This is a genomic window from Microlunatus phosphovorus NM-1 (genome assembly GCF_000270245.1).
GTDB classification, from domain to species: domain Bacteria; phylum Actinomycetota; class Actinomycetes; order Propionibacteriales; family Propionibacteriaceae; genus Microlunatus; species Microlunatus phosphovorus.
Genome location: NC_015635.1, coordinates 3,686,113 through 3,703,423, shown reverse-complemented (window position 1 = coordinate 3,703,423; position 17,311 = coordinate 3,686,113). Strand labels below are relative to the sequence as shown.

The 17,311-nt window shown below is 66.4% G+C and carries 15 protein-coding genes; 10 read left to right on the top strand and 5 right to left on the bottom strand.

Annotation, left to right across the window (positions count from 1 at the left end):
• The first annotated feature begins 20 nt into the window (after window positions 1–20).
• The gene (locus MLP_RS28630; RefSeq protein WP_041790170.1) at window positions 21–1,499 is read left to right on the top strand and encodes a collagen-like protein; all 1,479 of its coding nucleotides are present in this window, start codon (window positions 21–23) and stop codon (window positions 1,497–1,499) included.
• A 14-nt stretch (window positions 1,500–1,513) separates the two neighbouring features.
• On the opposite strand, the gene MLP_RS16615 is transcribed toward MLP_RS28630, so the two are convergent.
• The gene (locus MLP_RS16615) at window positions 1,514–2,971 is read right to left on the bottom strand and encodes a peptide MFS transporter (protein ID WP_041790168.1); all 1,458 of its coding nucleotides are present in this window, start codon (window positions 2,969–2,971) and stop codon (window positions 1,514–1,516) included.
• 70 nt (window positions 2,972–3,041) lie between these two features.
• Here MLP_RS16615 and MLP_RS16610 point away from each other — a divergent pair, with 70 nt between their 5' ends.
• The 4 genes from MLP_RS16610 to MLP_RS16595 all read left to right on the top strand — a co-directional run bounded on the left by MLP_RS16610 (window position 3,042) and on the right by MLP_RS16595 (window position 7,671).
• Window positions 3,042–3,974, top strand: coding sequence for an NADP-dependent oxidoreductase (locus MLP_RS16610; protein ID WP_197536426.1), 933 nt, complete (start codon window positions 3,042–3,044; stop codon window positions 3,972–3,974).
• A gap of 22 nt (window positions 3,975–3,996) precedes the next feature.
• On the top strand, window positions 3,997–5,247 hold the full coding sequence (gene hemW / locus MLP_RS16605; RefSeq protein WP_013864313.1) for a radical SAM family heme chaperone HemW: 1,251 nt from the start codon (window positions 3,997–3,999) through the stop codon (window positions 5,245–5,247).
• Window positions 5,248–5,727: 480 nt separating this feature from the next.
• A complete protein-coding gene (locus MLP_RS16600) occupies window positions 5,728–7,143 on the top strand; it encodes a DUF222 domain-containing protein (protein ID WP_083843854.1) in 1,416 nt (471 codons plus the stop codon).
• 90 nt (window positions 7,144–7,233) lie between these two features.
• Window positions 7,234–7,671 carry an AAA family ATPase gene (locus MLP_RS16595; protein WP_013864311.1) on the top strand — a complete coding sequence of 146 codons (438 nt, stop codon included), beginning with the start codon at window positions 7,234–7,236 and terminating at the stop codon, window positions 7,669–7,671.
• Window positions 7,672–8,031: 360 nt separating this feature from the next.
• On the opposite strand, the gene MLP_RS16590 is transcribed toward MLP_RS16595, so the two are convergent.
• Both MLP_RS16590 and MLP_RS16585 read right to left on the bottom strand, forming a co-directional pair.
• A complete protein-coding gene (locus MLP_RS16590; RefSeq protein WP_013864310.1) occupies window positions 8,032–9,576 on the bottom strand; it encodes a DHA2 family efflux MFS transporter permease subunit in 1,545 nt (514 codons plus the stop codon).
• On the bottom strand, window positions 9,573–10,196 hold the full coding sequence (locus MLP_RS16585) for a PadR family transcriptional regulator (RefSeq protein ID WP_041790166.1): 624 nt from the start codon (window positions 10,194–10,196) through the stop codon (window positions 9,573–9,575). The genes MLP_RS16590 and MLP_RS16585 overlap by 4 nt, the downstream gene beginning before the upstream one ends.
• Window positions 10,197–10,319: 123 nt before the next feature.
• Here MLP_RS16585 and MLP_RS16580 point away from each other — a divergent pair, with 123 nt between their 5' ends.
• The 3 genes from MLP_RS16580 to MLP_RS16570 all read left to right on the top strand — a co-directional run bounded on the left by MLP_RS16580 (window position 10,320) and on the right by MLP_RS16570 (window position 13,380).
• Window positions 10,320–11,294 (top strand): hypothetical protein, encoded by a 975-nt coding sequence (locus MLP_RS16580; RefSeq protein ID WP_013864308.1) that lies wholly within the window; start codon window positions 10,320–10,322, stop codon window positions 11,292–11,294.
• A 98-nt stretch (window positions 11,295–11,392) separates the two neighbouring features.
• Window positions 11,393–12,646, top strand: coding sequence for a CotH kinase family protein (locus MLP_RS16575; protein ID WP_049804571.1), 1,254 nt, complete (start codon window positions 11,393–11,395; stop codon window positions 12,644–12,646).
• 47 nt (window positions 12,647–12,693) lie between these two features.
• Window positions 12,694–13,380, top strand: coding sequence for a GTP pyrophosphokinase (locus MLP_RS16570; RefSeq protein ID WP_041792760.1), 687 nt, complete (start codon window positions 12,694–12,696; stop codon window positions 13,378–13,380).
• Between the two features lie 81 nt (window positions 13,381–13,461).
• Here the strand turns inward: MLP_RS16570 and MLP_RS16565 are convergent, their stop codons facing one another.
• Together MLP_RS16565 and MLP_RS16560 are read right to left on the bottom strand one after the other, a co-directional pair.
• On the bottom strand, window positions 13,462–13,725 hold the full coding sequence (locus tag MLP_RS16565; protein ID WP_013864305.1) for a hypothetical protein: 264 nt from the start codon (window positions 13,723–13,725) through the stop codon (window positions 13,462–13,464).
• A gap of 35 nt (window positions 13,726–13,760) precedes the next feature.
• Window positions 13,761–15,278: a multicopper oxidase family protein gene (locus MLP_RS16560; protein ID WP_013864304.1), complete on the bottom strand. Its 1,518-nt coding sequence runs from the start codon at window positions 15,276–15,278 to the stop codon at window positions 13,761–13,763.
• Window positions 15,279–15,452: 174 nt separating this feature from the next.
• On the opposite strand from MLP_RS16560, the gene MLP_RS16555 reads away from it, so the two are divergent.
• Together MLP_RS16555 and MLP_RS16550 are read left to right on the top strand one after the other, a co-directional pair.
• Entirely contained in the window at window positions 15,453–16,640 is a 1,188-nt protein-coding gene (locus tag MLP_RS16555) for a sensor histidine kinase (protein ID WP_013864303.1), read from the top strand.
• Entirely contained in the window at window positions 16,640–17,299 is a 660-nt protein-coding gene (locus MLP_RS16550; protein WP_041792757.1) for a response regulator, read from the top strand. The genes MLP_RS16555 and MLP_RS16550 overlap by 1 nt, the downstream gene beginning before the upstream one ends.
• Window positions 17,300–17,311: the final 12 nt, after the last annotated feature.

Below are 17,311 nucleotides of genomic sequence, written 5' to 3'. Positions count from 1 at the left end.
TCCGAGGTGAACTCAGTGATGTGGTGCAGTTCGTGTCGGGGTCATTCTCGATCGTTGCCTCTGTCGCAGGCATCATCTTGACACTCTGGGCATTCGTGAGGTTGGTCGCCTTCGCCGGCTTCGATCCGACGATCATGCTCGAGGTCGTGCGACACCAGACATTGGGCGACTTGGGGGTCGCACTCATTGTCTCGACCTTGCAGCCCCTGGCGATCCTCAGCGTCGTGGCCATGGGTCTCTTCTTCCTGGCGGGCCCGGGCCGGGCAAGCACGAGACGTCACCGGTGGATCGGCTGGGTCATGTTCCCCACGGCAGTCTTGCTCGGCATGGTGTTTCTGCCAATCGGACTCGTATTGGTTGCGGTCCTGTTTGTGGTCCTTGTCCTGCTTAGCCTAGTCCTTCAGGAAAAGCAGAGACTCGCAGTCATGGTTGGCGTGATCGCCGGGCTGGCACTGGTGGGGGTGACGATAGGGGTGCTTCTTGTGATCCAGTTGTTCTCGGCGTCGTGGTTGCCGCGGGAGCAGATCGAGCGCATCAATCCAGAAGGGCTGATGAGCGGATGGGTCCTTGGAGAGACGGGTGACTTCACCTCGTTCTTGGCGGACGGCGAAGTGACGAACCAGAACGAGGATGATCAGAAGGAGGACAAGCAACCAGACCGCTCAATCCACCTCATTCGCACCGAAAGGATAGTCAGCCGGCAGATCTGCGCACCAAGCCCGTCTGCATTGTGGTTCCTGCCTGCCGGCGTTGTCGGTTTTCTTCAACCAACTCCAGCCGCCCTGTTCTTCGGCACGACAACGAAGCCATGTATGAACAATCCCGCTGACCTCCCAGTCCAATCTGGTGCGATCATCCTGTGCGTCGCGAAGGACACGGCCACCGTCAAGGTCGGTGCCACCAAGGAGGAGTGTGCGTCCGAAGGCTCGGAGCCCATCGTGGTGATGCAGCAGGGACCAACTGGCAGGACGGGCGAGAAGGGAGAGAAGGGCGACCAGGGAGACCCCGGAACGAATGGGACCAATGGCACGGACGGGACCAATGGCACGGACGGGACCAACGGTAAGGACGGGACCAACGGTATCGACGGAACCAACGGGAAAGACGGCCAACCCGGCAAAGATGGGGTTGACGGCAAATTGGGCCAACCCGGCAAGGACGGGACCAATGGTAAGGACGGGCGGGATGGTAGTCCCCAGGTCTGGGCGGTGGTCAGCGCATCCGGCAAGGTCGTCGACTCGTCCACCAAGGTGAAGATCCGCCGGCCATCGGACTCGGCCGGTCGTTACATCGTCAAGACCAATGCCGTGAAGTTGCCCAACTGCGGTGTGGCCGTACAGTCCATGCGCCTCGGCTCAGAGGGACCGCGCAAGTTCCTGGTTTCTACCGAGTCGCGCTCTACCGGTCCGCGGCTGCGTTCGGGCGAGATCCTTGTCGAGGGTTTCCAACATGGTCAGCGGCGGGACGGCGGTTTCGCTCTCCTCGCGACTTGCGACTAGCTGTTGCCAGCCGCTCAGTGCACCCCCTCCATCAGCCGCGAGATCGCCTTCCGGAAGACCAGCAGGGCCACGCCGACCACGATCGAAGCGCCGCCGAGGAAGGCGAAGTACGGCACCTCGTTGGACGAGTCATAGAACTCGGCCAACGAGCCGGCGCCGGCGGTGCCGACCGCGATGGACAAGAAGAACAGCGCGATCATCTGGGTGTGGAACGCCTTCGGTGCCAGCTTGGTGGACAGCGACTGGCCGACCGGTGACAGACACAACTCGGCCATCGTGAAGAAGAACAGGATCAGCACCATCCACAGCAGCGGAGTGCTGCCTGGGCCCCCGTCGGCGTACGGCAGGAAGAGCAGGAACGCGACGCCCATGATGATGGTGCCGAGTGCGAACTTGACCGGGGTGCTCGGCTGCCGGTCTCCGAGCTTGGTCCACATCCCGGCGAACACGCCGGCGAAGATGATGATGAAGACGGGATTGATCGACTGCACGACGCTCGGCGGCAGCGTCATGCCGAACACGTTCAGATCGAGGCGCTGGTCGGCGTAGAGCGCCACCACGGTGAACTGCTGTTGGAACAACGACCAGAAGATCGCCGAGGCGATGAACATCGGGATGAACGACTGCACCCGATGGCGTTCCACGGTGTCGATGTTCTTGCTGGTGAGCATGATCGCGAAGAGGGCGATGGCGGCGGCGAACGTGATCATGACGACAATGCCGGACAGTCGGGCCGCCGTGATCACCCCGACCAGCGCCAGAATCACGATCACCGCGAGTACGCCCAAGGCAATCAGACCATAGCGGACCCGGCCGGCGCGATCGAGCGGGTTGGTCACCTCGTGTCCCGCATCGCCGAGGGTGGAGCGGCGCATCAGCAGATACTGGGCGAGACCGAGCGCCATGCCGATCGCCGCGAGCCCGAAGCCCCAGTGGAAGCCCTTCCAACCCCACGCCGCGCTGGTCAGCAGCGGCCCGAAGAAGGCACCCAGATTCACTCCCATGTAGTAGATCGAGAACCCGCCATCGCGACGGGCGTCGGTCGGTGCGTACATATCGCCCAACACCGAGCTCGTGGTCGCCTTCAGGGTGCCTGACCCGACCGCAACACAGATCAGACCGATCCCGACGCCGGTGATGCCGGGGAAGACGGCCAGCGCGATGTGCCCGATCATGATCAGCGTGGCGGCGTAGGTGAGGGTCCGCTCGGCGCCGAACAGTCGGTCGGCGACCCAGGCGCCGAGGATGGCGCTCAGATAGACCAAGCCGCCGTACGCGCCGACGATGGAGGTCGCCGTCGGTTCGGGCAGGCCGAGCCCTCCGTCGGTGAGGGAGTAGTAGAGGTAGTAGACGAGGATCGCCTGCATCCCGTAGAAGCTGAATCGCTCCCACATCTCGACACCGGCGAGGTTGGCCAGCCCCCAGGGGTGGCCGAAGAACGTCCGGTGCCGGTCGGCGCTGGTCGTGCTCAGCCCCCATCAGAACTCCTTCGGATCGTGGCACAGTTCGATGCCGTGGCACAGTTCGATGCTGAGGGTTAGTTTGGCCCTGCGAGGAGCCAACCGGGAGGACGACATGCGGGCATTGCGGATCCATGCGTACGGCGGACCAGAGCAGCTGAGGATCGACGACGTGCCCGAGCCGCACGCCGGGCCGGGAGAGATCCGGATCAAGGTCGGCGCGGCGAGCATCAACCCGTTCGACGGAAAGGTGCTGCGTGGTCTGACGTCCGGCGGTCGGCCACTCGCCCAGCCGATCGGCTTGGGGCTGGACGGCGCCGGTGTGGTCGACGAGATCGGTGATGGTGTGACCGGCGTCGCGATCGGCGACGACGTCTTCGGGTTGGGTCGCCAGACTCAGGCGGAGCATGCCGTGCTGACCAGTTGGGCACCGAAGCCGGCTTCGCTCGACTGGGGTGTGGCGGGTGCCGCGGGCACAGTGGTCGAGACGGCTACGCGCGGTCTGGAGCTGCTTGGCGTCGGTCCGGGGTCGACCGTGTTGATCGATGGAGCCTCCGGTGGGGTCGGTGCGGTGGCGGTGCAGATCGCCAAGGCTCGGGGCGCGACGGTGCTCGGCAGCGCCAGCGAACGGAACGCCGACTATCTGCGTGAGATCGGCGCCATCCCGATCACGTACGGCGATGGGCTGGCGGCGCGGCTTGCCGATGCCGGCTATTCGAGGCTCGATGCGGTTTTCGATGTGGCCGGCAAGACGCCGATCGCTGATCTCACCGGTCTGGTGAGTGACCCGGCCCAGGTGGTCTCGATCGCCAATTTCTCCGCTGGGGATGCCGGGGCACGGGTCACCGGCGGAGGGGAGATCGACAAGGCGGCGGCGCTCGCCGAGTCGGCTCGGCTGCTCGCGGAGAGTCGGGTGGTGATCAAGGTCCAGACGTTCCCGCTGGAGCGGGCTGCGGAGGGGTACGCGGCGGTGTTGTCCGGGCACACTCGCGGCAAGATCGTGCTGCTGCCCTGAGGCTCACCTATTCTGAGTCGTCATGCCCTCTGCACTGCCTCCCGGTGACCCGGCGCCCGTCAACGGAGCGCTTCCCGGAGCGTCGCTGCTGGAGGTCGGGGACCGGCCGCTGGGCATCTATCTGCACGTGCCGTTCTGCCGAACGCGCTGCGGCTATTGCGACTTCAACACCTATACGCCGAGTGAACTGAGAACCGGCTCCGCCGTGGCAGAGCTGCAGGTCTCGTCAGATCTCGGTGAGACGGGTGATGCGTACCTCGATGCGGCACTGGCCGAGATCGATCTCGCGGCACGAGTGCTGGGGTCGTACGCACCCGAAGTGTCGACCGTGTTCGTCGGTGGCGGGACGCCGACGCTGCTGGCGGCCTCGGACCTGGTCAAGCTGCTCGCCCGGATCCGCGTCGTGTTCGGGCTGGCCACCGACGCCGAGGTGACCACCGAGGCGAATCCCGAGTCGGTCACGCCGGCCTCCCTGGCGGAACTGCGGGCGGGCGGGTTTACGCGGATCTCGTATGGCATGCAGTCCGCCGTCTCGCACGTGCTCGCCACCTTGGACCGGGTGCACTCGCCGGGCCGGCCGATCGCCGCGGTGGCGGAGGCGCGGGCCGCGGGCTTCGACCAGGTCAGCCTGGATCTGATCTACGGCACACCGGGGGAGACACTGACCGACTGGCGGCACAGTCTGGACGTGGCGCTCGGCGCCGATCCTGACCACGTGAGCGCGTACGCCCTGGTGGTGGAGGAGGGCACCAAGCTGGCGGCCCGGGTGCGGCGTGGTGAGCTGCCGTTGCCGGATGACGACGACCTCGCCGACAAGTACCTGTTGGCTGAGGAAGTGTTGACTGGCGAGGGTTTTCACGCGTACGAGGTGTCGAACTGGGCGGCCCGGGCCGACGCGGTCTGCCGGCACAACCTGGGCTACTGGCGTGGTGATCACTGGTGGGGCATCGGACCCGGCGCCCACAGCCATGTCGGCGGCACCCGGTGGTGGAACGTCAAGCATCCGGCCGCGTACGCGACTCGGCTGGGGGCAGGGGAGTCCCCGGCCCAGGCGCGGGAGATCTTGACCGCTGACGACCGCCGGCTGGAGCAGGTGCTGCTGGAGATCCGGCTGGCGGAGGGGATGCCGCTGGATCGCCTTTCGGCACGCGGCCGGGGACGGGTTGGTGATCTCGGCGTGCGTGGGCTGGTGACAGTGGCTGACGATCGGCTCAAATTGACGCTGACTGGGCGGCTGCTGGCCGATGCCGTCGTACGCGAGTTGGTGGACTGACTCTGCCTTTGCCTTGCCTGGTTCGCGGTCGTTTGTGGCCCGTGGGCGCGAAACGTACCCGGGTGCCGCCTGGTTCGCGGTCGTTTGTGGCCCGTGGGCGCGAAACGTACCCGGGTGCCGCCTGGTTCGCGGTGGTTTGTGGCCCGTGGGCGCAAGGCGTACGCGTTGCACGCTTGGTTCGCGGTGGTTTGTGGCCCGTGGGCGCAAGACGTACGCGGCGCCCGCCTGGCCCGCGGTCGTTTGTGGCCCGTGGGCGCAAGACGTACGCGGCGCCCGCCTGGTTTGTGGTCGTTTGTGGACCGTGGGCGCAAGACGTAGGTGGGCGACACCTGACTCGCGAACGTTGGTGGCCCGTGGGCGTCAGATGCGCGGGCCGGCAGGGAGGCCGTGGCCGGATCTGTACAGCAGGTCTCGCGGAGTCGAATCTCATAGCGAATCCTCAGGTCAGATGAGGCGTTTGAGTCGAACATAGAGCCGAAATTGTCAGTGGTCTGCTCTACCGTCATGGGTATGAGTGCAGCGGCGGTGTTGGAGGCGGTCGAGGGGATCGACCTGCCCGACACTGCTGCGCCTGACGATACTGCTGCGCCCGACGATGCCGCTGCCACCGAGGACACGCCAACGACTGCGGCGGCGGCTGATGGTGTGACGGTTCGGTTGGATGAGACGTTGGACTGGCTGCACGGCCTGGTGTCGGCCCGGGGTATGGATCAGGGTCTGGCCGGGGATGCGGCGCGGATTGATCGGATCGCGGTGTGTGAACGCTTGCAGGCGAGTCTGGAGGCGGTGAAGGCGGTGGAGATGGTCGCCTTCGCGCAGTCCCAGTCGGCTGAGCAGCTGCGTCTTGGGGTGCATCCGAGCAAGATCGGTGCCGGGATCGGTGAGCAGATCGCGTTGGCGTGCAAAGTGTCGCCGTCGGAGGGATCCCGCAGGTTGCATGTCGCCCGGGATCTGGTGCTCGATATGCCCCTCCTGCTGGACCTGCTCGCTGTCGGGGAGATCGGCGGCTGGACGGCCCGCCTGATCGTCGGCCAGTTCTCGCATCTCGATCGGGCCACCCGGAGCAGGTTGGATGCTGAGTTGGCGGGCAAGGAGTTGGGGTCGATGGGATCCCGGCGAGCCGAAACCACGGCGAAGCGACTCGCCTATCAGGCGGATCCGGTCGCCGCGACCGAACGAGCGAGGAAAGCACGCAAGGACCGCCGGGTGACGTTGCGGCCGGCGCCGGACACGATGAGTCTGCTCACCGGCCTGCTGCCGGTGGAGCAAGGGGTCGCCTGCTACGCCGCCCTGGATGCCGCCGCCAAATCGGCGAAAGCGGCTGGTGATCAACGGTCGCGGGGTCAGATCATGGCCGACACCCTGGTCGCCCGGTTGACCGGCCAAGAAGCCGCCGACGACACCGGCTTCGAGGTCGGGGTGATCATGCCGCTGGGCACCCTGCTCGATCCGAACGATCCACGACCCGCCGAGATCATCGGCACCGACGTGCTCCCTGCCGACCTGATCCGTCAGTTGATCAAAGATGCCGAGGCGAGGTGCTGGTGGCGCCGGTTGTTCACCCGACCCACCCCCGATGGCGGCCAGTTGATCGTCGACGCGGACAAGCGCAAGCGTCGGTTCAGCAGTTGGCTTGCCCATCTGATCCGCTGCCGCGACCAAGTCTGCCGCGACCCCTTCTGTGGGGCGCCGATCCGGCACCTCGACCACATCCACCGTCACACCGACGGCGGACCCAGCACCGCGACCAACGGACGTGGGGTGTGTGAACGCGGCAACTACATCCGCGAGATGCCCGGCTGGACAGTCCGAGTCGTCGACACCAACACCCACACCGTGGAGATCGTCACCCCGACCGGGCACCACTACCGCAGCCGACCACCCCAACCACCCTGAGCCGCGCCAAGCCCGGCGAAGCCGCGTGGTGGATGTGAGACTGTGTCCAGCGTGGGTTCCAGTGTGACGGTCATGGCAGAGGTGGAGTGAGTGGCTCGCATCCTCATCACCGGCATGTCTGGCGCTGGGAAGTCGACGCTGCTCGAAGAGTTGCGTCGGCGTGGGCATCTGACCGTGGATACGGACTACGACGGCTGGAAGTTACTGGACGCTCGTTGGGACGAGCTGCGGATGAGTGATCTTCTGGCTAGTCACCACGATGTGGTGGTATCGGGGACCGTCGAGAACCAAGGCCGTTTCTATGACCGGTTCGAGCATGTCGTGTTGCTCAGCGCTCCGGTCGAAGTGCTGATTGAGCGGGTGGGGACTCGGACGAGCAACCCGTACGGTCGTTCGGCAGAACAACAGGCCGAGATTCGCAAGTACCTGGTCGAGATCGAGCCATTGCTACGACAGGGTGCGGGTGTCGAGTTGGACGGCCGCCGTTCCCCCTCGGAGCTGGCGAGTGCTGTCGAAGCGCTCATGTGAGGAGCGTCAGCGGTTGTGGGATGCGTCCGCCTCGAGTTCGCGATGGATCTGATCATCCGAATCTCAGGGCGAACTCTCGGGTGCGGTGGCTGGTTCACGGCTGGGATGTGGCTGCATCAATGCCCGAAGACCCAGCCCGAGCCTCAAGACGAGCGTGTTTGGCGCCGCCGGGCCGCAGGCGGCCGCAAGTCGAGTGGACCGGAAGTACGTCTTGCGCCTGTGGGCCGCAGACGATCGGCGGCTGGGCGTGCCGGGAGTACGGTTCGCGCCCGCGGGCCACGAACGACCGGCCGTGACGCATAACGCCCGTACGTGTGACGCCCGCGGGCCAAAAGCGGTCACCACTCCGACCGGACACCACTATCGCAGTCGACCACCCGAACCACCCTGAGCGGCGTGAGCGGCGTGCCAGTTCGCTGTCGATGAAGCTTTCGGGCGGCGGAGGAACAGCACGGCCACGACGCCGATCAGCAGCACGCAGGCCGGCAGCAACACCGCTTGGGACATTGCGGTGGAGAATCCGTCGACCACGAATGCGGGGAGGGCACCTTGGCCGAAGCCGCCGCTGTGCTCTGCGGCTCCCGGCAGGTTCGCCACCAGCCGGCTCTGCATGAAGGCGGCGATCGCCGCGGAGCCGATGACGGAGCCCATGGTGCGGGTGGTGTTGTAGATGCCGGCCCCGGCGCCGGCCTGTCGCGGCGGCAGGTTCCGGGTGGCGATGGTCGCCAGCGGACCCCACATTCCGGCGTTGCCCAGGCCCATCAGGGCCGACGGCAACAGGAACATCCACACGGGCGTGTCGGGTTTCATCAGCCACGCGTACCAGAACAGCGAGAGCGAAGTGAGCAGCAGCCCCGGCACGAGCAGGAATCGTGGATCTGTCCGATCGAGCAGCCGGCCGGCGAAGGGGGCGAGCACCCCCGAGATCACCGCCATCGGGATCATCAGCAGGGCAGCGCGAGTCGGCGTGAGTCCGATGGCGAGCTGGATGAAGAACATCAACGGCAGCGACATGCTGGTGACGGTGAAACCCACGGTCGCGATCGCCAGGTTCGAGATCGAGAAGTTCCTGTCACCGAACAGCTCCAGCGGCACGAGCGGCTCCCGCTTGGTCCGAGACTGTGCCCAGACGAACAGCACCAGGACGACGACCCCGGCGATGATCATGCCCCAGACAGTGATCGGACCCCAGATCGTGCCCCAGTCGTAGGCCTCGCCCTCTTGCAGGCCGAAGACGATGAGGAACAGGGCGAGCGCGCTGAGCAGGACGCCGAGGACGTCGAAGCGATGCGGATGGGTCGGCAGCTTGGGCACGAGGATCCAGGCCAGCACGAAGCCGATCACGCCGACCGGAAGATTGACGAAGAAGATCCACTCCCAGCCGAAGCCGTCCACCAGCAGACCGCCCGCGAGCGGGCCGACCAGTGTCGCCACTCCGGCCGTCGCGCCCCAGAGTCCCATGGCGGCGCCGCGTCGGTTCGGTGGAAAGGTGCGGGTGATGACAGCCATCGTCTGCGGGGTCATCAGCGAGGCACCGAGACCTTGGACCGCGCGCATCGCGACCAGCGCGCCGAGCGAGGCAGACAACCCGCAGCCGAGCGAGGCAAGGGTGAAGATGGCGAGACCGATGAGATAGATGTTCTTCGGTCCGAACCGGTCGCCGAGCCGGCCGGTGATCAACAATGGCACGGCATAGCTGAGCAGATAGGCGCTGGTGACCCAGACCACGTTGTCGAGATTGTTGGTGTTCGGGTCGAGCGCGGCCTTGATGGCCGGATTCGCCACCGAGACGATCGTCGTGTCGACCAAGATCATGAAGAAGCCGATGACCAGCGCCCACAGCGCCGGCCAGGGGTTCTTGTGTGTGGTTGCGGTGGTCGGGGTTGTGGTGGTGGGGTCGGTCATGGCCGGATGGCCTCTCGTTCTCGGTGGTGGCGATGTGAGTCGGGGATCTCGGCGACACCCCACGGCAGGGTGTGCCGCTCGAGGCGGTCGATCAGGGTGTCGATCCAGTGCAACTCGGCCTCCAGCAGCAACTCCGAGCGCTCCACCTCGATCAGGAACTGCTCGGGTGTCCCGAGGGCGCGAGACTTGTCGCGACCGGTGCGATACAGCTGGTGGGCCTCGGCGAGCGCGTCGCGGCGACGGCGCAAGAGCTCCGCGACCTCGAGCCGGTCCAGGTTGTGGGCCTCGGCCAGCGCCACCCGGAACTCGGCTGGGCGGTCGATGCGGACGAGTTCGCGACGTACCCACTCACTGACGATCGCGCGGCCGGCTTCGGTGAGGGTGTACGTGGTGCGCTCGGGTCGGTTGCCATCGCGGTCGACACCGACCTCGCCGAGCAGTCCGACCTTCTCCAGCCGCCCCACGGTGTGATACATCGTGCCGTTGGTGATGGCGACCAGGCGATCGTGGTGCCGCTGGCGCATCAGTCGCAGCATCTCGTACGGGTGCATGTCGCCCTCGCGCAACAGTGCGAGCACCATGACTCCCAGCGGAGTCAGCCGGTCGACGGCATCCTTCATCGGCAGTCCCACCCATGGTCTGGACCAAATGATCCGTATTGATTAGTCCACGTGGACTATAGGCCGCCCAGAACCCATACGCAAGCGGATGCCGACCCGTCGATAAGTCGATAGCCTGCTCGGATGACGGCTCCAGAGGGTCTTCTCAACTGGTTGCTGGATTCAGACGCGACTCTGCGCTGGCAGGTCGAGCGTGATCTGGCCGGTGCGCCGCGCGAGGTGTGGGAGGCGACTCGCGCTCGGATCGCCACGGAGGGCTTCGGTCGGCGACTGCTGGCGCACCAGGATCCAGACGCCCAATGGGCGGGAGGCGCGTTCTTCCCGGCGGACTTCGATTTCGGGGGACCGGAGTCGGGTGAGGGCGCGGGGCAGCCGTGGACCGCCACCACCTGGTCGCTGAACACCCTGCGCGACTGGGGTCTCGACGCGCGGGTGCTGGCCGGGACCGCGGAGCAGTTGGCAGCGAACAGCCGTTGGGAGTACGACGGCCTGCCCTATTGGGGCGGTGAGGTGGATTGCTGCATCAACGGCTACACGCTGGCGAACGGCGCGTGGCTGGGCGCCGATGTCTCCGGTATCGCGCAGTGGTTCGGTGACCACCAACTCGCCGACGGGGGATGGAACTGCGAGTGGGTCGAGGGCTCGACCCGGTCGTCCTTCCATTCCACCCTCAACTCGCTGAAAGGCCTGCTCTACTACGAGACGGCGATCGGCGATGACACGGTGTGCGGGGTTCGGCGGACCGGTGAGGCGTATCTGCTGGAGCGTCGGCTGATGCGCCGGCTGGCTGACGGAGAGCTCGTCGGCCCGTGGGTGACCGGGTTCGCCTATCCGTTCCGCTGGTTCTACAGCGTCTTGAAGGCGGTGGACTACTTCCGGGACGCGGCACTGCACGACAATCGAGCACCGGATCCTCGGCTGGCGGAGTCGGTCGAGGCGATCCGAAGGGCCCGCCGACCCGATGGCACCTGGCTGCAGGAACGACGTCACCCCGGGCGGGTGTGGTTCGAGGTGGACGTGCCGCCCGGCGAGCCCTCCAAGTGGCTCACCTTCTACGGCACGCGGGTGCTCGCGTGGTGGGACGCCGCCCATGGTTGAGCCTGGCGGTAGGTCAAGCACCGACAGGTAGCGACATGTACAGGCTTCTCACAGGTAACCATCATCGGATCGCTATGGCACTTCGTCACCATCGTTCCATGCCTCGACTTCGCACCGGAATCGCTGCCGCCACCTTGTCCCTCGCCCTGTTCCTGAGCGGATGCTCGCTGGCCGACATTGCCGCAACCAGCAACTCGGTGACGGCCGGCGTGACCGACAACGTCCTCGACGAGAGCAAGCTGCACACGATCAGTGTCGAGGTCGACGAGGCCACGCTGAGGGAGATGATCCAGACCTATCTCGACCAGGGCGACAAGGAGTGGATCAAAGCGACGGTCACCATCGACGGTGAGACCTTCGACGATGTCGGGATCAAGTTGAAGGGGAACTCGTCGCTGCGCAACATCACGGTCGACACCCCGGCTCAGGAGCTGCCGTTGCGGATCCGCCTGGACAAGTACGTCGACGGTCAGAATGCCGACGGCTACAGCGACTTCACCGTTCGGTCGAACTCCAGCGAGACGGCGATCAACGAGGCCGTCGCGCTGGATCTGCTGAGCGACGCCGGCCTGGCGTCGGAGGAGGCGATCAGCACGCGGTTCTCGGTCAACGGCAGCGACGAGAAGCTTCGTCTCACCGTCCAGAATCTCGACGACACCTGGGTCGAGCAGAACTTCCCCGAGGCCGGCGCTGACAGCGTGCTCTACAAATCCGAAGCCGACGGCGACTGGTCCTGGCGTGGCGAGGACGGTGACTACACCAGTTCGTTCGAGGTCGAGGCCGGCGAGGAGACCTACGCACCGCTGATCGAGTTGCTCGACCTGGTGAACAACGGTACGGCCGCCGAGATCGCCAAGAAGCTCCCGACCCTGCTGGACGTCGACTCCTTCGCCAGCTACCTCGCGTTCGAGGACCTGATCGACAACTTCGACGACATCGACGGACCCGGCAACAACTCGTACCTGCTCTGGGACTCGGCCACCAAGAAGTTCACGGTGGTCGCCTGGGACCACAACCTGGCCTTCGGTTCCTCACCCGGCGGCGGGGGCGGCCGAGCCGACGGTGGTCGGGGCGGCGGTATGCCGGCAGGACAGCGGCCCAGCGGGATGCCGGAGGGACGTGGGTCGAAGACCAAGGAGAATCCGTTGTCGACCGCCTTCCTGGCCAACGCCGAGTGGAAGACGCTCTATCAGCAGGCCACGACGGACCTCCAGGCCAAACTGATCGACAACGGCACGCTGACCGAGACCGTGGGCGACTGGTCCCAGCTGCTGACCACTGGTGCCTCAGACCTCGTGGCCACCGACACGCTCACCACCGAGGCCGACAAGATCCGCTCGTACGCTGCCTGACGCATCCGGCCAGGCAGCCCAGCGATGAGTTAGCGTGAAGGATGTCGATGACCACTGGGCAGCCGGCCGACCAGATCCCCGAGGCGCTGCGCACGATCACGCCTGATCAGTTGCGCGGTATGCAGAGTCAACTGCAGCGTTTCATCCTCGAGTACGAGTTCGCGCTCCGCGAGATCGACACCAAGATCGAGATCCTGCGGGACGAGTTCGAGACGATGCACGACTACAACCCGATCGAGCACGTCTCCAGCCGGGTCAAGTCCGCCGACAGCATCATGGCCAAGGTCGATCGACGGGGGATCCCACGTGATCTGGCCGCGATCCGGGCGCAGATCACCGATATCGCCGGCCTGCGAGTCACCTGCAGCTTCACCGATGACGTCTACCGGCTCTTCGATCTGCTCACCCAGCAGGAGGACATCGTCCTGCAAACGGTGAAGGACTACGTCGCCGAGCCGAAGCCCAACGGTTACCAGAGTCTGCATGCGATCGTCTGCGTACCGGTGTTCCTCTCGACCGGAAAGATCAATGTCCCGGTCGAGATCCAGTTCCGCACCATCGCGATGGACTTCTGGGCCAGCCTGGAGCACAAGATCTACTACAAGTACGACGGCTCGGTGCCCGCTCAGCTGCTTGCCGAGCTCAAGGAAGCCGCGGACATCGCCGCTGCTTTGGACGCGAGGATGCAAGGTCTCCACCATCAGCTCCACGGGATCCGTGCCAGTGGCAGTTGAGGGTCGATCCAACTCTGCAGCTAGCACTGCTCCGAGATGCTGGTTGCCAACCGAACCGCGACGGCGTACTCGGCCTGTTGATCACGGTCGGCGGCTCCGGACGTACAGGATCGGCAGCAGCACGGCGCCGACCAGTGCGCCGGTGCTCGGCAGCGCGGCCAGGAACCGCCAGGAGAAGGGCGACGGGCGCTCGGCACTGAACACGGCTCCGGCGATCAGACCGACGACGATCTCGAGCAGCAGGGCGACGACCGAGCCCGCGATGGCGCCGAGCGGGATCATGGCGATGGTGATGCCGGTACGCGGTCCGCGCGCCGGGGCCGGCGGCGGGGAACTGTCGGACATGGTTCTCCTGTCGATTCGATGTGGGTTGGTCAGGGTCAGTTGTGGTCATGGGCGCGCGGAAGACTTCGCGGCGCGCTCGCGACCTGGTCGGCATCGACGACGGTGAACTGCGCCATCATTCCCTCGTCCTCGTGCCAGAGCAGATGGCAGTGGTACATGTACGGAGTCAGCGGGTCGCTGAACGACGGGAACCGGATCGCCAAGGTGACCGTCTGCTCGGCACCGAGGAGCACGGTGTCCTTCCCGCCGAGCGCCGGATCGGGCCCGCTCGCCTCGCCGGGCACGATCTGGAACGACACCCCGTGGACGTGGAAGTTGTGCGGCTGGTTGTGGGCGTTCCGTACGGTCCACAACTCCGTGCTGCCGGCGGCGATCACCGCATCGATCCGGCCCAACTCCATCGGCCGGCCGTTGATGGTGCGGCCCTCGAGAACGATCTCGCGACGCTCGGCGACCTCCGCGATGCTCAGCGCGGACACCGTCGTCAGTCTGTGAGGCACCGTCGGGTTGGTCGTGAGCTGTGGATCGGCCCGCAACTGCAACAGGTCGAGCCGATCATTGCCGCCGGAGCCGTCGGTGAGCGGAGCGATCATCCCGAGATCCCACGGCAGTGATCGCAGGACTCGTCGCTCGCCGGGTCGCAGCTCGACGACGATCTCGGCTCGTTCTCCGGGGGAGAGCAGCAGCCTCCGCATTCGGGCGGGCCGCGGAAGGAACCCGCCATCGGTGGCCACCACGGTGAACTCGTGATCATCGGACAGTGCCAGGTGATAGATCCTGGCGCTCGACCCGTTCAGGATGCGGAGCCGGACCCGCTCGGTGGACACCGGGAGGTGCGGATTGTGGGTGCCGTTGACCAGGATGGTGTCGCCGACGTAGCCGGTCACCGACCGGCCGCCGAGATCGAACCGGCCGGTCACCTCGAAGCGTCGATCCTGCAAGATCACCGGGATGTCATCGATCCCGTAGCGTGACGGCAGCTCGGGGCTCGCCTCATCCGTGACGTAGAACAGCCCGGCCAGGCCCTGGTTGACCTGCCGCTCCGTCTGACCGTGCGGATGAGGGTGGTACCACAAGGTCGCAGCCGGCTGGTCGATCAGCCACTCCGGCGCCCATTCGCCACCTGCAGGAATCGCCTGGTGCGGGCCGCCATCCTGCGTCGCCGGCAGATGCATGCCGTGCCAATGGACGGTGGTCGTCTCCGGCAGTCGGTTGTTGATGCGAACCCGGACCCGCTCCCCGCGCCGAGCCCGCAGCGTCGGTCCGAGATAGCGCGCCGCGGATCGACCGTCGTCGTACGCCAGTGTCGGTGTCGAAAGACCTGGGAGGAACTCGGCCGAGGAGCCCGTGACGTTCAGCTCGAACAGCCGAATCCCGTCGCGGACCACCGACGTGGCGAGCGGCGGGATGCGCAACTGATTGGCGAAGTCGAGAGTGTCGACGGTGCTGATTGGTGCCGCGGTCGTCCGGTCCTGGGAGCAACCGAGCAACGCGGTCGCCGGAAGGGCTGCGAGACCGGCGAGCAGGGTACGACGGGACAGGCGAGCAGACACGGGAACAGATCCTTCGTGGGTGGAGATTCAGCAGCAGAAACGCTAGAAATCGGCTGCTGCGACGCCCACTCCCCGGAGGCGACGGCCGATGTCGCCTTTGGACGTACCGAGGTCAGGGTCGGGGTCGGGGATCACCTGTCAGCGCAGCCGGATCGGCCCACCTACAGTGAGCGAATGGCCGCTGCTGCAGAGCCGACCCGGCGTCGGTGGATCCGGCTGTCGCCGATGCTCGTCGACACGCTGCTCGGCTATCTGGTGGCGATGGCAGTGTCTGCGGCCGTTCTCACCAGCCCATTGGCGGTCGGGAGCGCGAGCTGGCCGGCGTACGTGTTTGCGCTGGGCTTCGGTGTCGTGCTGCTGTGGCGTCGGCGCCATCCCGTACCGGTGCTGTTGGTCACCTTCCTGGGCATCTGCGTCTACTACACGCTGGACTATCCGCCGATCGGGTTGGCGCTGCCAATGGCGGCGGCGTTGTTCTCGGTCGCCGAGGCCGGACGGGTCCGGATCGGCGTCGTCGTCTCGCTGGTCCTGGTCGGGCTGGCGGTCTACTTCCAGGTCGCCGAGGGGCGTGCCGCCGGGGAACTGCTCGGTTATGAGGTGCCACCGGTGGTCGCGCTGATGGGAGCGTCGTTGGCGCTCGGCGACGGAACCCGATCCCGCCGGTTGCTGCAGGCCTCGCAACGAGAACGCGAGCGACAGACTCGGCTGGAGCAGCAGCACCGGGCCGAACAGCTTCGAGCGGAGGAGCGGTTGGTGCTCGCGCGGGACCTGCACGACACCCTCGGACATGCGTTGGCCGTGGTGTCCCTGCAATCGGCGGTCGCAACCGAGTCGTTGCCCGAGCGGATCCCCGCCGCGCAACAGGCGGTGGGCGAGATCCGCTCGGTCAGCCGGCAGGCGATGGCCGAGCTGCGGGACACGGTCACCCGGCTCCGGTCACTCGACTCGACCGACCGAACGGCGGTCGGTCTGGACGGGCTCCCGACGCTGGTCGAGCTGGCCCGCGGCAGCGGCCTCCAGGCGACGCTGCGTGGGGATGAGATCGAGGTGTCGGATGAGGTGGGTCTGACCGTCTATCGGATCGTGCAAGAGGCGCTCACGAACGTGATCCGGCATGCCGATGCGACCGCGGTCGGCATCGAGCTCCGATCGCGGGGCGATCGACTGATCGTGACGATCGCCGACGACGGCCGCGGGGTCACCTCGGCCGCTGAGCTGGTTGCCGGCAACGGAATTCGGGGGATGCGTGAGCGAGCTGAGAGCTGCGATGGTCAACTCAGCGTCGCCGGCTCCGGGCCGGAAGGCGGTGTCACCGTGTGTGCCGTGCTGCCGAGCCGGCAGGCTGATCAAGGGCGGCCGTGATGATCACCGTCGTGCTGGTCGACGATCAGGGACTGGTCCGCAGCGGGCTGCGCGCGCTGCTGGCCAATAGTGACGATATCCAGGTGGTCGGCGAGGCGGTGGACGGTCGGGACGCCTTGGCGGTCGTTGCCCGCACGAAGCCGGACGTCGTGCTGATGGACATCCGGATGCCACGACTGGACGGGATCGCTGCGACCCGCCGGATCGCCCGGACCCCGGAGCTGGCCCGGGTGGCGATCGTCATGCTCACCACCTTCGACGGCGATGACGAGATCTTTGCCGCCATCCGGGCCGGCGCGGCCGGCTATCTGCTGAAGGACGCAGAGCCCGGTGAGCTGCGCGACGGGATCCGCGCCGTCGCCGCCGGCGATGTGTTGCTGTCGGCGTCGGTGACCCGGAAGGTGATGATCGGCATCGTCGCCGGGACCTGTGGCCCGGTCGACGACCACCGGATCGCCGAGTTGACCAGTCGGGAACGCGAGGTGCTCGCCGGCGTCGGCCGTGGTCTGTCGAACGCGGAGATCGCCGCCGAGATCCACATCAGCCCGGCCACCGCGCGCACCTACGTCAGTCGCATGCTGTCCAAGCTCGGTGCCCGTGACCGGGCCCAGTTGGTGGTGATCGCGTACCAGACCGGGCTGGTCGCGGTCGGCGGCTGAGATCTGCCGACG